Source organism: Aquabacterium sp. (assembly GCF_014378415.1).
In the GTDB taxonomy this organism is placed as follows: domain Bacteria; phylum Pseudomonadota; class Gammaproteobacteria; order Burkholderiales; family Burkholderiaceae_C; genus Aquabacterium.
Window position 1 is genome coordinate 1 of the sequence record NZ_JACMNS010000185.1, and the last position, 15,520, is coordinate 15,520.

General features: G+C 62.8%; 14 protein-coding genes. 11 read left to right on the forward strand and 3 right to left on the reverse strand.

What is annotated here, in order from left to right; genetic code table 11:
- The 10 genes from H7225_RS16300 to H7225_RS16345 form a co-directional block, all read left to right on the forward strand.
- On the forward strand, window positions 1–862 hold an 862-nt coding region (locus H7225_RS16300), incomplete at its 5' end, for a YncE family protein (RefSeq protein WP_290663710.1).
- A 7-nt stretch (window positions 863–869) separates the two neighbouring features.
- Window positions 870–1,664 carry a polysaccharide deacetylase family protein gene (locus tag H7225_RS16305; RefSeq protein WP_290663712.1) on the forward strand — a complete coding sequence of 265 codons (795 nt, stop codon included), beginning with the start codon at window positions 870–872 and terminating at the stop codon, window positions 1,662–1,664.
- Window positions 1,665–1,674: 10 nt separating this feature from the next.
- Entirely contained in the window at window positions 1,675–2,679 is a 1,005-nt protein-coding gene (locus H7225_RS16310) for a sterol desaturase family protein (protein WP_290663714.1), read from the forward strand.
- A gap of 25 nt (window positions 2,680–2,704) precedes the next feature.
- Complete coding sequence (locus H7225_RS16315) at window positions 2,705–3,538, forward strand: EI24 domain-containing protein (RefSeq protein ID WP_290663716.1); 834 nt, start codon at window positions 2,705–2,707, stop codon at window positions 3,536–3,538.
- Window positions 3,535–4,329: a molybdopterin-binding protein gene (locus H7225_RS16320; protein WP_290663718.1), complete on the forward strand. Its 795-nt coding sequence runs from the start codon at window positions 3,535–3,537 to the stop codon at window positions 4,327–4,329. The genes H7225_RS16315 and H7225_RS16320 overlap by 4 nt, the downstream gene beginning before the upstream one ends.
- Window positions 4,330–4,609: 280 nt before the next feature.
- Entirely contained in the window at window positions 4,610–6,028 is a 1,419-nt protein-coding gene (gene glnA / locus H7225_RS16325; RefSeq protein ID WP_290663720.1) for a type I glutamate--ammonia ligase, read from the forward strand.
- Between the two features lie 127 nt (window positions 6,029–6,155).
- Complete coding sequence (locus H7225_RS16330; protein ID WP_290663722.1) at window positions 6,156–6,689, forward strand: hypothetical protein; 534 nt, start codon at window positions 6,156–6,158, stop codon at window positions 6,687–6,689.
- Complete coding sequence (gene glnL / locus H7225_RS16335) at window positions 6,686–7,852, forward strand: nitrogen regulation protein NR(II) (protein ID WP_290663724.1); 1,167 nt, start codon at window positions 6,686–6,688, stop codon at window positions 7,850–7,852. Before H7225_RS16330 ends, glnL begins: the two co-directional genes overlap by 4 nt.
- A gap of 53 nt (window positions 7,853–7,905) precedes the next feature.
- The gene (ntrC, locus tag H7225_RS16340) at window positions 7,906–9,513 is read left to right on the forward strand and encodes a nitrogen regulation protein NR(I) (RefSeq protein WP_290663726.1); all 1,608 of its coding nucleotides are present in this window, start codon (window positions 7,906–7,908) and stop codon (window positions 9,511–9,513) included.
- A gap of 49 nt (window positions 9,514–9,562) precedes the next feature.
- Window positions 9,563–10,042 carry a hypothetical protein gene (locus tag H7225_RS16345; RefSeq protein WP_290663728.1) on the forward strand — a complete coding sequence of 160 codons (480 nt, stop codon included), beginning with the start codon at window positions 9,563–9,565 and terminating at the stop codon, window positions 10,040–10,042.
- 31 nt (window positions 10,043–10,073) lie between these two features.
- On the opposite strand, the gene H7225_RS16350 is transcribed toward H7225_RS16345, so the two are convergent.
- From H7225_RS16350 to H7225_RS16360, 3 genes are read right to left on the reverse strand one after another with little or no spacing between them, the layout of a single operon-like run.
- The gene (locus H7225_RS16350) at window positions 10,074–11,222 is read right to left on the reverse strand and encodes an ABC transporter permease (RefSeq protein WP_290663730.1); all 1,149 of its coding nucleotides are present in this window, start codon (window positions 11,220–11,222) and stop codon (window positions 10,074–10,076) included.
- Window positions 11,200–12,135: an ABC transporter ATP-binding protein gene (locus tag H7225_RS16355; RefSeq protein ID WP_290663732.1), complete on the reverse strand. Its 936-nt coding sequence runs from the start codon at window positions 12,133–12,135 to the stop codon at window positions 11,200–11,202. Before H7225_RS16355 ends, H7225_RS16350 begins: the two co-directional genes overlap by 23 nt.
- Window positions 12,132–13,112 carry an HlyD family efflux transporter periplasmic adaptor subunit gene (locus tag H7225_RS16360; protein WP_290663734.1) on the reverse strand — a complete coding sequence of 327 codons (981 nt, stop codon included), beginning with the start codon at window positions 13,110–13,112 and terminating at the stop codon, window positions 12,132–12,134. Before H7225_RS16360 ends, H7225_RS16355 begins: the two co-directional genes overlap by 4 nt.
- Window positions 13,113–13,280: 168 nt before the next feature.
- Here H7225_RS16360 and H7225_RS16365 point away from each other — a divergent pair.
- A partial coding sequence (locus tag H7225_RS16365) for a M16 family metallopeptidase (protein ID WP_290663736.1) occupies window positions 13,281–15,520 on the forward strand: 2,240 nt, incomplete at its 3' end.

Here is a 15,520-nt window from a genome sequence, read left to right on the forward strand (position 1 = left end):
CTTCAAAGAGATCCGGCGCGTGCCCACGGGCAAAGAGCCGCACCACTTGTACCTGTCGCCGGATGAAAAGTCACTGATCGTGGCCAACGCCCTGAGCGATTCGCTGACCCTGATCGACCCCAAGACGGGCGAAGTCCAGCGCGTCATCAACAACATCGCCGATCCCTACCAGTTGCGCTTTTCGCCCGACATGAAGTGGTTCGTGACCACGGCCAATCGCCTCAACCATGTTGACATCTACCGCGTCACCTCGCGTGCAGGTGGCGGTTTTGACCTGACCCTGGCCAAGCGCGTGCCCACCGGCAAGACGCCCAGCCACCTCAACATCGACAGCAAAAGCACCGTGGTCTATTCGACCATGCAGGACAGCGATGAGTTGATCGCCATCGACCTGGCCACGCAGGCGCCGCGTTGGAAAGTGCCCGTGGGCAAGATGCCCGCCGACATCTTCATCACCCCCGATGACAAGCGCATCCTGATCGGCCTGACGGGAGACACGTATGCCGAGGTCTACGACGTCAGCGGCGCCAAGCCGTTGCTGGTCAAGCGCATCGTCACCGGGGCAGGCGCGCATGCTTTCCGAGCCTGGGGCGACCAGCGCCACGTGCTGCTGAGCAACCGCGCGGCCAACACCATCAGCCGCATCGACCTGCAAACCCTGACCGTAGTTGACACCTACCCCGCGCCGGGCGGGCCTGATTGCATGGACCTGTCGGCCGACACCAAGACCATCATGGTCACCTCGCGCTGGGCCCGCAAAGTCACCTTCATCGACACCGTGGCCAAGAAGGTCATGCGGCAGGTGAATGTGGGCCGATCACCCCATGGCGTGTGGACCCTGGACCACGCGCCGATGCGCTGAGCCTGGCATGCGTCTGATCTGTGCCATCGCCACCTTGACGGCCACGCTGTGCGGCGCCACGGCGTTCGCCAATGAGGCCTGCCCCAAGCCGGTCTACCTCACGATCGACACTGGCCACATGGGCGTGGCGCCTTTGATCATCGATGTGCTCAAACGCCAGCACGTCAAGGCCACCTTCTTCCTGGCCAACGAGCGCACCCAGGCCGTGGGCGACAAGCCCGCTGGCACCACGCTGGACGACCAGTGGGCCCTCTGGTGGAAAGCCCTGGCCGCCGATGGCCATGATTTTGGTTCGCACACCTGGGACCACCTGATCTGGCGCGCCGACGAGCCCAAAGGCTTTCTGCTGCAAGCCACGGCGGGGCCTCAAACCGGCCAGAAGCTGCACCTCAGCCCGGCCGACTACTGCGCAGAATTGGCCAAGCCCGCGCGCCGTTTCGAGTTAATGACCGGGCGGCCCATGCGCGCCCTGTTCAGGGCCCCGGGTGGCAAAACCTCACCCGCCTTGCTCAAGGCCGCCAAGGCCTGCGGCTGGCAGCACGTGCCGTGGGCGGCCGCCGGTTTTCTGGGCGACGAGCTGTCCAGCGATCGCTATCCCAACCGGGTCTTGCTGGACCGCGCCTTGCGCGATGTGCGCAGCGGCGATATCTTGCTGATGCACCTGGGCATCTGGTCCCGCCAGGACCGTTGGGCCCCCGCGGTGCTGGAGCCCTTGATCACCGGCCTGAAAGCCAAGGGCCTGTGCTTTGCAACCTTGCGCGATCACCCCGTGTACGCGCAAGTGGGCACGGCACCCCGTTGAAGCGTTTGCCATGATCGACGTCAACATCATCCCCGGCTTGAGCGATGCCTTTGGCAACGTCCAGCAATGGCTGTTCGAGACGCTGGTGCAGCCCGCCGTTTATGGCCTGGGCATGGGCAACCTGCTGGAAGACGCCTACGAGGCCACCGGCTGGCTGATGGTTGGACTGCTGCAACTGCTGGTGATGCTGTGCCTGCTGGCGCCTTTGCAGCGCTGGCGCCCGGTCGAGCCCCTGCGCGACCGCATCGCCGTGCGGGTGGACATGGTCTACACCTTCATCCACCGCCTGGGCCTGTTCAGGCTGCTGATGTTCTTTTCCATCGAGCCCTTGCTGGACGAGGTCTTTGGTTCTGCCCGCGTGCAGGGCATCGACGGCATCCAGCTGGATGCGCTGATGCAGGGCTGGTGGCCCGGCGTGACCGACACCGCCCTGGCCAGCTTTGCCCTCTACCTGGTGGTGTTTGACCTGGTGGACTACTGGATCCATCGGGGCCAGCACGGCCTGAACCGCTGGTGGGCCCTGCATTCGCTGCACCACAGCCAGCGCCAGATGACGATGTGGAGCGACAACCGCAACCACCTGCTCGATGACTTGCTGCGCGACACCATCATCGCGTTCACGGCCCGCGCCATTGGCGTACCGCCCGGGCAATTCATTGCCATCGTGGCCTTCACGCAATTGATGGAAAGCCTGGCCCACGCCAACGCCCGCCTGAGCTTTGGCTGGCTGGGCGAACGCCTGCTGGTCAGCCCACGTTTCCACCGCATTCACCATGGCATTGGTGTCGGGCATGAGGGCCCGACGCCGGGCACCCTCGGCGGCTGCAATTTCGCGGTGCTGTTCCCGGTTTGGGACATCGTGTTTGGCACCGCCCGCATCAATGCCCGCCCCGACCTCGCCATGGAGCCCACCGGCGTGCGTGATCAACTGCCGGAATTTGGCGGCAAAGACTACGGCCGTGGGTTTTGGGCCCAACAGTGGCTGGGTTTGAAAAGACTGCTCCAAGGCAGTTGAACCCGACCTTGGGTATCCTGTCGTCATGCAAAAGACGATCGATGCTTTCTGGCGCGCGGCGGCCTACTGCCTGCATCCCCGTGTGATCTGGCTGTCCTTGCTGCCATTGTTGGTGGCAACGGTGCTGTCGGTGGGCTTGGCCCATTTTTACTGGGAAGGCGCCGTGGCCGGTGTGCGCCAGGGCCTGGACAGTTGGGCCATCAGCCAGCCATTGCTGGGTTGGCTGGACACCGTGGGGGCCCCCGGTTTCCGCGCGGTCATCGCGCCCCTGATCGTCGTGGTGCTGGCGGTGCCCCTGCTGGTGGTGTTGTCGTTGCTGCTGGTGGCCACCTTGATGATGCCCGCGCTGGTCCGCCTGGTGGTGCAGCGCCGTTTCGCTGGCCTGGAAGTGCGTCACGAGGCACCCTGGTGGACCTCCTTGTGGTGGTCGCTGGGCGCCACCCTGATCGCTGTGCTGGTGATGGTGGTGAGCTTGCCCCTGTGGCTGATCCCGCCGTTTGGCCTGGTTCTGCCACCCCTCATCTGGGGTTGGCTGACCTACCGCGTCATGGCCTTTGACGCGCTGGCTGGGCATGCCACCGTTCAAGAGCGCATCACCCTGCTGCAACAGCACCGCACGCCTTTGCTGATCATGGGGGTGATCTCAGGCTACCTGGGCGCGGCACCCACTGCCCTGTGGGCGGTGCTGGGCGCCATCTCGATCGTGGTGGCGCCCTTGCTCATCGTGGCTTCGGTCTGGGTTTACACACTGGTGTTCGCCTTCTCGTCACTGTGGTTCAGCCACTACCTCTTGGCAGCGCTGCGTGACTTGCGCGCGGCCGCGCCCATCCCTCAAATCCTTATCCTGGACCCCGCATGATCGGCATCATCATCATTGGCGACGAAATCCTCAGCGGACGCCGCGAAGACAAGCACCTGGTCAAGGCCATCGAACTGCTCAATGAACGCGGCCTGCGTTTGTCCTGGGCCCGCTATGTGGGCGACGAACCCGAGCAGATCACCGCCGAGCTGCGCAACGCCTTGGCTGGCAGTGATGTGGTGTTTTCGTTCGGCGGCATTGGTGCCACCCCCGACGACCACACCCGCGCCTGCGCTGGCGCCGCCTGGGGCCGCCAGTTGGTGCTGCACCCTCAGGCGCGCGAACTGATCCTGGCGCGCTGCAAGGCGATGGCCGACCAGGAAGGCGTGCCCTTTTTGCCCGATCACCCCGACACCCTGCGCCGGCTGGACATGGGCCGCTTTCCAGAAGGCGCCACCATCGTCCCCAATCCCTACAACCAGATTCCGGGTTTTTCGATCGACCAGCGGGTGCATTTCCTGCCCGGCTTTCCCGTCATGGCCTGGCCCATGATGGCTTGGGCACTGGACGAGTTGCACGCCGATCTGCTTGGGCAGGAGCGGCAGGTCGAGCATTCCGTAATCGTCTACGCCATGGCCGAATCGGTGCTGACGCCGATGATGGTGGAGTTGGAGCAACGCTTCCCTGGCGTTCGCGTGTTCAGTCTGCCCAGCGTGGACCACCCGGTGCACGGCCGCCACATTGAACTGGGCGTCAAAGGCGTGGCACGGGATGCCGAGCAGGCCTTCGCTTGGATGCAAACCAATCTGTCACAAATTGGTGCATCAATTGGACCAATAATGGTGCGTTGAGAATTTTGATTCTTTTTTGCACACATTTGGTGCTTTGCCGGCACTCACCAGCCCGTGACCCGCCTGTTTTTTGACCGCTGTTCCCCGTCGCGTGGTGCGTTGGGGTGCATGAAGCACTGTATTTGTGACATCGCCTCGTTGGCGAATCACCGATTTTCCAAAGGTGATCGCTCTGAAGACGGCACGCTTTCTGCTATTACACTGCGCGCTGTTTCTGATCTGGAAACATCCTCATTCGATTACCCTGCTTGCAACCAAAGCCTCTAGCTAGGAGCTTCTGATGGCCAATAAGACCGTCGCCGACGTGATGAAGTTGGTGAAAGACAATGAAGTCAAATTCGTTGATTTCCGTTTCACCGACACACGCGGCAAAGAACAGCACGTCACCGTGCCTGTTTCGCATTTCGACGAAGACAAATTCGTTTCGGGCCATGCTTTTGACGGTTCGTCGATCGCTGGATGGAAGGGCATTGAAGCCTCCGACATGCAGTTGATGCCTGACCCTAATACAGCCAACATCGATCCGTTCTTCGAAGAGCCCACCCTGATCCTGTCTTGCGACGTGGTCGAACCTGCCGACGGCAAGCCTTACGAGCGCGATCCTCGCTCGCTGGCCAAGCGCGCTGAAGCCTATATGAAGGCCTCCGGCCTGGGCGACACCGCCTACTTCGGCCCAGAGCCTGAATTTTTCGTGTTCGACAGCGTCCGCTGGGGCAACGACATGTCGGGCTGCTTCTCGAAGATCGACTCCGAAGAAGGCGCCTGGAATACCGGCAAGGAATACGAGCACGGCAACACGGGTCACCGTCCGGCCGTCAAGGGTGGTTACTTCCCAGTGCCCCCGGTCGACAGCTTCCAGGACATGCGCTCGGAAATGTGCCTGATCCTCGAATCGCTGGGCATTCCCGTTGAAGTGCATCACCACGAAGTGGCCAATGCAGGTCAAATGGAAATCGGCACGAGGTTCAGCACGCTGCTCCAGCGCGCCGACTGGGTCCAGTTGCAAAAGTACGTGATCCACAACGTCGCCCATGCTTATGGCAAAACGGCCACGTTCATGCCCAAGCCCATCGTTGGCGACAACGGTTCCGGCATGCACGTTCACCAATCGGTCTGGAAAGATGGCAAGAACCTGTTCGCAGGCGACGGCTACGCTGGCCTGAGCGAATACGCGCTGTTCTACATCGGCGGCATCATCAAGCACGCCCGTGCCCTGAACGCCATCACCAACCCTGGTACGAACTCGTACAAGCGTCTGGTGCCTGGCTTCGAAGCCCCGGTGAAGCTGGCCTACTCGGCCAAGAACCGCTCGGCCTCGATCCGGATTCCTCACGTGGCGAACCCCAAGGGCCGTCGCGTGGAAGCCCGCTTCCCCGATCCACTGATGAACCCCTACTTGGGTTTCTCGGCCCTGCTGATGGCCGGTTTGGACGGCGTGGAAAACAAGATCCACCCTGGCGAAGCCGCCACGAAGGACTTGTACCACCTGCCTCCCGAGGAAGATGCCCTGATCCCCACCGTGTGCCACAGCTTGGATCAAGCTCTGGAATATTTGGACAAGGACCGCGCGTTCCTGACCAAGGGTGGCGTGTTCACCGACGCCTACATCGACGCTTACATCGAGCTGAAGATGCAGGAAGTCACCCGCTTCCGCATGGCCACTCACCCGGTCGAGTTCGACATGTACTACAGCCTGTGATCCCTCCCGGGATCACGCTCTGGCGTGTGTAAAAGGGGCGACTTCGGTCGCCCCTTTTTGCTTTTGAAGCGTTAAGGGTGTTGGGCTGAAGGCATACTTGGTCCGAATCACGCCGGAGCGCCCCGACATGCACGACAGGAAGAACACGTTGACCCAGGATTTCTCGTTGGTCCCTGCCGCTCGTGGGCTGGCTTTGGTGGCGCTGCTGCTGGCCGGGTTTGCTCACGCGCAAGCCGCAGAGGACAAACCGGTCTACCGTTGCCCGGGCAACCTCTACACCGATGCCTTGTCCGCCAAAGAGGCCATCGGCAAGGGGTGCAAGACGCTGGAAGGCACGCCCATCACGGTGATCCAGTCGATCAAGCCCAAGGGCGGCTCGGCATCCGCATCGTCGGGTGGTGAAAAAGTGGCCGCCGATGACCAGAAGGCCCGCGATGCCGACAAGCGTCGCATCCTGGAGGCTGAACTCCAGAAGGAAGAAGCAGCGTTGGCCGCCCTGCAAAAGCAGTACAACAACGGCCAGCCCGAGCGCCAGGGCGACGAGCGCAATTTTCAAAAGTACCAGGACCGGGTCAATGACATGAAGGCCGCCGTGACCCGCAAAGAGGCTGATGTTGCCGCCCTCAGGCGCGAATTGACCGCGGCAGGAAGCGGCAAGTGAGTCAGGCGGCCTCATCAGTGAGGGCCGGTGCGCATTCCGGGCGCCACGCCAGCATGGCCCGGGGCGGTTCCACCGTGGACCCTGGCGAAGTTCAAAAACTGCTGCCCAACGGATTAGATGTGTTCGACTACTTGGCCACGATGGTGGCGGTGGTCGAGCCTGATGGGCAGTGCCTGTTCGCCAATGCTGCGTTTGAAGAGGTGTTGGGCCTGTCGCGCCGCAGTGTGCTGCGAGAGTCGATCTTTGATTGGTTCGAAGACCCGATGCTGCTGCAGGACATCGTGGGCGCCGTGGCGCGCAACGAATACGCCACCAGCCGCATCGAAGCCCAGCTCAAGCGCCATCCCCACGTTTTTGTGGATTCCCTGCCCGTTCAGGTGATTGTGACCCGGCTGGAACATGCCGACCTGGTGTTGATCGAGCTGGTGGAGGTGGAGCAGCAAACCCGCCAAGAGCGCGAAGAGCGCGCGCTGGACCAGGCCCAGGCCAACAAGGAGTTGATCCGCAACCTGGCGCACGAGATCAAAAATCCGCTGGGCGGCATCCGTGGCTCGGCGCAATTGCTGCAGATGGAGCTGGAATCCAAATCGCTGACCGAATACACCCAGGTCATCATCCACGAGGCCGATCGCCTGCAGGCCCTGGTGGATCGCCTGCTGGCGCCACACCGCCGGCCGCACCTGGTGGGCGACGTGAACGTGCACGAGGTGTGTGAGCGTGTTCGTTCGCTGATCCTGGCCGAGTTCCCCAGGGGGCTGAAGGTCTGGCGTGATTACGACACCTCCTTGCCCGAGTTCCGAGGTGACCGCGAGCAACTGATCCAGGCCGTTTTGAACATTGCCCACAATGCTGCCCAGGCCTTGTCGGACCGGATTCAGACCGGCGATGCCTTGCTGAGCTTGCGCACGCGGGTGGCGCGTCGAGTCACCATCAACCGCCAATTGCACCGCCTGGCACTGGTCTTGCATATTGAAGACAACGGCCCGGGCATCCCCGAGTCCATCCGCGATCGCATCTTCTACCCATTGGTGTCGGGGCGTGATGGTGGTTCGGGACTGGGTCTGACATTGGCACAAACCTTCGTTCAACAGCACCAAGGCACCATCGAATGCGAGAGCGAGCCAGGACGCACGGTTTTCAAATTATTGATTCCCTTGCCGTGACCGGTCTGCCCTGTCAGCATTCGATCATTGGGTGCACACACTGACAGGCCGGCATGAAACCTATCTGGATCGTTGACGACGACCAATCCATCCGCTTTGTGCTTGAAAAAGCATTGGCGCGCGAAGACCTTCCGGTGCGCAGCTTCACGAATTCCCGTGATGTGCTGGCCGCCCTTGAAGACGACGAGCCCCAGGTTTTGGTCTCGGACATCCGCATGCCGGGTGGTTCGGGCATCGATTTGCTGAGCAAGGTCAAGGCGCGATTCCCGGGGTTGCCGGTCATCATCATGACGGCGTACTCCGACTTGGACAGCGCTGTCTCGGCCTTCCAGGGCGGTGCTTTTGAATACCTGCCCAAGCCTTTCGATCTGCCCAAGGCGGTCGAGCTGATCCGCCGCGCGGTTGATGAAAGCGTGCGCGAGGATGTTGCTGACGAGCGCCTGCAGCAAATGCCCGAGATGCTGGGCCAGGCCCCAGCGATGCAGGATGTGTTCCGGGCCATTGGCCGCTTGAGCCAAAGCAATGTCACCGTGCTGATCACGGGCGAATCGGGCTCGGGCAAAGAGCTGGTGGCTCAGGCTTTGCACAAGCACAGTTCGCGCAGCGGTGGGCCTTTCGTGGCCATCAACACGGCGGCCATCCCCAAGGATTTGCTGGAGTCTGAATTGTTCGGCCATGAGCGCGGCGCCTTCACTGGTGCGCAGACCATGCGGCGCGGGCGTTTCGAGCAAGCCGATGGCGGCACCTTGTTCCTAGATGAAATCGGCGACATGCCGTTTGACCTGCAGACGCGCCTGTTGCGTGTGCTGAGCGATGGCCAGTTTTACCGCGTGGGCGGCCACCACCCGCTCAAGAGCAATGTGCGCGTGATTGCCGCCACCCACCAGAACCTGGAAGACCGTGTGCGCCAGGGCGTGTTCCGCGAAGACTTGTTTCACCGCCTGAACGTGATCCGCTTGCGCCTGCCGCCTTTGCGCGAACGCCGTGAAGACGTGGCCGCATTGGCCCGCTTCTTCCTGCAAAAAAGCGGCAAGGACCTGGGTGTGGATGCCAAGCGCATCTCCGAGCCGGCTTTGGCCAAGCTCACCGCTTTTGACTTTCCCGGCAACGTTCGCCAGTTGGAGAACATCTGCCATTGGTTGACGGTGATGGCGCCCTCACAGGTGATCGAGTCGAAAGACTTGCCGCCTGAGTTGATGGGCGTGCAGCCTTTGGCGCCCTCTGCGCCCAGCAGCCTGTCGGCGCCGATGCAGGGCTATGCGCCACCCGAGCCCGTGGCACAGTTGGGCGGGCTCGGCTTGCCGGACAGCCATGCTGCCATGGCGTCTGCCAATCAGTCTGCCGCTGCTTCTGGTGGCAGCATGGGTGGCGCTGGCGAGGCGCCGTTCGCGCAGCCCAGTTCGTTTCCTGCCAGCGCGGCCCCCATCACGTCGGCGGCAGCACCCGCCAGTTGGTTGTCCGACCTGGAGCGCGAGGCGCGTGTCAGGCTGGAGTCGGGCGCCACGGATGTCTGGGACGCACTGACCCGCCAGTTCGAGGCCCAGTTGATCCACACCGCGCTGGAGATCACCCGCGGACGGCGCATCGAGGCCGCGCAAAAGCTCGGCATTGGTCGCAATACCATCACGCGCAAGATTCAGGAGTTGGGCATCCAGGATTGAGCGCAGGGGATGCGTTAAAGTGGCTCAACAGCCGCTGAGGACCATTCCCATGAAACGCTTTTTGATCGCCGCCAGTACCGGCCTGACCTTGGCCGTGTTGGCCGCCTGTTCCACGACCAGCCCCGACGTGGTCAAGCCGGGCGACGCGCAGCGCCTGTCCCAGGTGGAAGATGCCGTTGTGCTGAATGTTCGGCCCGTGGTGGTTGAAGGCTCGCAAAGCGGGGCCGGTGCGGCCACGGGGGCCGTCATTGGCGGCGTCGGCGGCGCCTCGGTTGGGGGCGCTCGCGAGCAAGTCATCGTGGGGGTGATTGGCGCGGTGGTGGGTGGCGTGGTCGGCAATGCCGCTGAACGCTATGGCACCCGCGAAGATGCCAACGAAATCCTGCTGCAGATGAGCAACGGCCAGCGCCGCTCCATCATCCAGGCCAAGGGCAATGAGGCTTTCAAGCCCGGCGATGCGGTGCTGCTGGTGACGACAGGTGGCAAGGTTCGCGTGATGCGGGCGCCACCGGTTCAGCCTGGCCGCTGATCAATCACGTTGATCACAATTCGGGCGCGGTTCAGTCCAGCGTCTGACGGTAACGCAGCATGGCGATGGTGCCCACCACCAAGGTGAATAGTGCCATTGGCCACAGCTGCGGCCAGATCTCCACCAAGGTGGAGCCCTTGAGCATGATGCCGCGCACCACCCGCAGGAAGTGGGTGATGGGCATGACCTCGCCCACCCACTGGGCCCAGGTTGGCATGCCCCGGAAGGGGAACATGAAGCCTGACAGCAAAATATTGGGCAGGAAGTAAAAGATCGTCATCTGCGTTGACTGCATCTGCGTGCGCGCGATGGTCGAGAACAAAAAGCCCACCACCAGCGTGGCGATGATGAACACCAGCACGGTCAAGGTCAGCAGCAGGTGGCTGCCGAACATCGGGATGGCGAACAGCCAGCGCGAGGCGATGTAGACCATCAGCACCTGCAGGTAGCCGATCAGCACGTAGGGCATGATCTTGCCGATCATCACCTCCAGTGGCTTGACGGGGGTGGCCAGCAGGTTTTCCAGAGTGCCACGTTCGCGCTCGCGGGTCATGGCCATGGCGGTCATCATCACCAAAGTCATCACCAGGATGATGCCCATCAGGCCGGGCACGATGTTGTACTGGGTGATGCCTTCGGCGTTGTAGCGGCGGTGAATGCGCAGCTCAAACGGGGCGGGGCCGGCCTGCAGTCGGCTCAAGGGGCCGCGCAGTTCGGCGTTCAAGGCGATGTTGGGCAGCAGGCTCAAGGTGGCCAGAGCACCGCCGGAGGTGGACGGGTCGCTGGCATCGCTGTAGACGGCCAGGGCAGGGCGCTCACCGCGCATCAGCTTGTGGGTGAAGTCGGAGGGGAACACCAATGCAAACTGCGCATCGCCCTCGGCCAGCCAGCGCTCGGCTTCCTGCTCGGTCACGATGGCCTCGACGTTGAAGTAGCCGGTGTTTTCAACGGCCCGGATGATGCTGCGCACCATGGGGCTGGCGTCGGGCGCCACGACCACGGTGGGCAGGTGCTTGGGGTCGCCATTGATGGCGTAGCCGAACATCACCAGCTGCAGCAAGGGGATGGCGACCAGCATGGCCAGGGTCAGCCGGTCGCGCTTGATCTGCACGAACTCTTTGCGCAGCACCGCCCAGATGCGGCGCCATGACAGCGGCTTATCGGTAATTGTCTTGTGCATGCTGGCTCAGGTGGATGAAGACGTCTTCCAGGCTGGTGGGGATGGTTTCGACCACCCAGTCGTGCTGTGGCGATTGGGCCCGCAACCAGTCAGCAAAATCCGACTGGCTGGTGCTGCTGACGTGCACCGAGGTGCCAAAGGGAATGGCCATCCAGTCGTCACTGTGGTTGGTCAGGCCGATGACCTTGTCGAGCTGATCGCCGCGCACCTGCCAGGTTTTCAGGCCCGAGGTGCCGATCACGTGATCGGCGGTGCCAGCGGTCAGCACCTTGCCGTAGGAGATGTAGGCCAGGCGGTGGCAGCGTTCGGCCTCGTCCATGTAGTGGGTGCTGACCAGCACGGTCAGGCCCTCGGCGGCCAGCAGGTGGATCTGGTGCCAGAAGTCGCGGCGCGCCTTGGGGTCGACGCCGGCGGTGGGCTCGTCCAGCAGCAGCAATTGGGGCTCGTGCAGCAGGCAGGCGCCCAAGGCCAGGCGCTGCTTCCAGCCGCCTGAGAGCGATCCGGCCAGTTGATGGCGGCGCTCGGTCAGGCCCAGGCGGTCCAGCGTCTGCTCGACCTTTTGGCGGCCACCAGGCATGCCATAAACCTCGGCAATGAAGTACAGGTTCTCTTCAATGTTCAGGTCTTCGTAAAGGCCGAATTTTTGCGTCATGTAGCCGGTGCGCAGCTTGATCTGGCGTGACTGGGTGACCAGGTCAAAGCCCAGGCAATGGCCCTGGCCGGCGGTGGGCTCCAGCAGGCCGCACAGCATGCGGATGGTGGTGGTTTTGCCGCTGCCATTGGGGCCCAGGAAGCCGCAGATCTCACCACGCCGCACCTGGATGTCGATGCCATCGACGACCATGCGATCGCCGAAACGCTTGCTCAGGCCACGGACGTCGATGGCCAGGTCGGACGACGACGGCTCACTCATGTTTTGGCGGCAGCGGGCGCGGGCGTCACGCTCAGGGGCTGGCCAGGCTTGAGGGTGTCGGTGGATTGGTCATCGGGCGTGGCCTCGACCATGTAGACCAGTTTGCCCTTGCTTTCGTTGCTGTAGATCACCGGCGGCGTGAACTCGGCCTGCGGCGACACGTAGCGGATGGTGGCCGTGCCCGCCGTGCAGCCATCGCAGTTGTAGCGCACGCCCTGGCCCACCTTGGTCTGGGCCAGTGCCTCTTGCGGCACGAAGAAGCGCACTTTCACGGCATGGTCGGGCAGCAGGGCGACGACCGGGGCGCCGGCCGGCACCCACTCACCCAGCCGGTACAGGACATCGAACACGCGCGCGGCAACGGGGGCGCGACGCACCTTCTGATCTTCGGCCCAGCGCTGTTGCGATACCTGTGCCTTGGCGGCTTGAAGCTCGGCGTTGGCAGCGGCCACGGTGTCGGGGCGCGCGCTGTCTTTGGCGGCCGCCAGTTGCGCCTGCAATTCATGCACGCGGGCGGTGTCCCGGGCTTTGGCGGCTTCCAGCTCGTCCATCTGGGATGGCGTGATGAAGCCCTGGCGCACCAGATCCCGGTTGCGCTTGAGCTGCGCACCCGAAATGTTCAACGCGGCCTTGGCCTGCTCAAGCTGGGCCTTGATCGCTTTCAGCTCATTCTTACGACGTCCCTTGCCCAGGTCGGCCAATTGGGCTGCCGCCTTGTTTTGCTGCGCTTGGGCGGCCTGTTTGCCGTAGATTTCAGAGGCCGCGTCGATCTGGAATAGATCAGCACCGGCAGACACGGCATCGCCCCGTTGGACTTGGATGGTGCTCAACACGCCCGCGCCCGACGAGGCCAGATAGACCAGGTCAGCCTCGGCATAACCCGACCATGGCGTCACGTCATTCTTGCCACAGCCTGACAGCAAAACGAGCCCAGCCAGGCTGGTCAAAACGGTGACTGAACGTGAGCGTCGTTTCATGTTGATGTGAAGTTTTGTGATGACAGCTGTGGCGCCCCGCAGCATAAGGCCTGAAACGGGAACCTTTCGGGCCCGCGCCTACACTGAATCGCATTGCCACCATCCGATCCAGTCGGCGCCGTGATGACTCCCATCCGATCAAAAAACGTATTTGCTTCTGTGTTGAGTGTGGCCTTGGCCACGGCCTGGATGACGCCAGCGCAGGCCAAAGGTCCGGTCTCGCCAACCGCCCTGAGCCAGGTCACCGCCGTGGAAGGCATCCGCGAGTTCCGCTTGCCCAATGGCCTGCAGGTGCTGTTGATCCCGGATGACTCCAAGCCCACGACCACGGTCAACGTGACCTACCGCGTGGGCTCGCGCCACGAAAGTTACGGTGAAACCGGCATGGCGCATCTGCTGGAACACATGCTGTTCAAGGGTTCTCCTCGGCATCCCCAAGTGTGGGGCGATTTCAACAAACGTGGTTTCAGCGCCAACGGCTCCACGTCTTACGACCGCACCAACTACTACGCCAGCTTTGCCGCCAACGACGACAACCTGCGCTGGTACCTCGAGTGGCAGGCCGATGCCATGGTCAACAGCTTCATCGCGCGCAAGGACTTGGACAGCGAGATGACTGTGGTGCGCAACGAGATGGAGATGGGCGAGAACTCGCCTGGCCGCGTCTTGCTGGAGAAAACCGTGTCCGCCATGTACCAATGGCATAACTATGGCAAGTCCACCATCGGGGCCCGTGCCGACGTGGAAGGCGTGGACATCAGTCACCTGCAGGCCTTCTACCGCAGCCACTACCAACCCGACAACGCCACTTTGATCGTGTCTGGCAAGTTCGACCAGTCCAAGGTGCTGGCCTGGGTGCAGCAGTACTTCGCCATCATCCCCAAGCCCAAGCGCGTGTTGCCCCCCCTGTACACGCTGGACCCGGTGCAGGACGGCGAGCGGGCCGTCACCTTGCGCCGGGTGGGCGGCGTGCCGCTGCTGTACGCGGGCTACCACGTGGTGCCCGGCGCCCACCCCGATTTCGCGGCGGTGGAGCTGCTGGAAGTGATCATGGGCGACAACCCTTCGGGCCGTTTGCACAAGCGCCTGACCGACCAGCAACTGGCCGCTTCGGTGTTCAGTTTCTCGCAATCGCTGGCCGATCCGGGCTTCCTGATCATGGGCGCGCAACTGGCCCCGGGGCAGGATCTGGCGGCTTCTCGCCAAGCCTTGCTGGACGTGGTCGAGTCGGTGGGCCGCGAGCCCATCACCCAGGAAGAACTGGACCGCGCCCGCACCAAATGGCTGAACGATTGGGACATGGGCTTTGCCGATTCGCAGCACGTGGGCGTGGCCTTGTCGAGCGCGGTGGCGCAAGGCGACTGGCGCTTGATGTTCCTCAGCCGTGATCGGGTCAAGGCGGTCAAGCTGGCCGATGTTCAGCGCGTGGCTCAGCAGTACCTGGTGCAGTCCAACCGCACCGTGGGTGAGTACCTGCCGACCGCCACGCCTGTGCGCGCACCGACGCCTGCTCGCGTCGATGTGGTGGGCATGCTGAAGGACTTCAAAGGCCAGGATGCGGGTGTGCAGGCAGAAACCTTTGTGGCCAGCCCAGCCAACATCAACGCCCGCACCCAGCGCCTGACCATCGAGCCCGGCTTGAAAGTAGCCTTGCTGCCCAAGACCACGCGCGGTCAGGCCGTGCGCGCCACCCTGACCTTGCGCATGGGCGATGAAAAGTCGCTGGCCAATTGGGGCGAAGTGCCTTCGGCCCTGGGTGAATTGCTGGACAAAGGCAGCAGCACCTTGAGCCGCCAGCAGGTGCAGGACCGGATGGATGCTTTGCAAGCCGAGGTGTCCTTCCAGGCCGACGATGGCACCTTGAGCGTGGGCATCTCGACCAAGCGAGAGAACCTGCCCGCCGCGATTGAGCTGGTGGGCGATTTGCTGCGCCATCCCAGCTTGCCCGCCGATGCGTTGGAGGAGATTCGCCGTCAAGCCCTGACGGGCCTGGAAGGGCAGCGCAAGGAACCGCAAGCCGTTTTGAGCGAAGCCTTGTCGCGCCACGGCAATCCGTATCCGCGCGGCGATGTTCGTCATGCCCGGACCTTTGACGAGATCGAAGCCGATTGGCGAGCGGTGAAAATTGAGCAGGTGCGTGATTTTTACGCCAAATTCGTTGGCGCCAGCCAGGCTCAGTTTGCGGCCGTGGGTGATTTCGATCCCAAGGCCGTGACCCAGGCTTTGCAAGGTGCTTTAGGTGGCTGGTCCAGCCAACAAGCGATTGTGCGCGTGCCATCGCCTTTGATACCCGTGGCGCCAGCGCGCCTGGTGCTGCTCACGCCCGACAAACAAAATGCGGCCATGCAGGTGCTGCAAGATTTGCCTTTGAATGATTTGCACCCTGACTACCCGGCCTTCATGCTGGC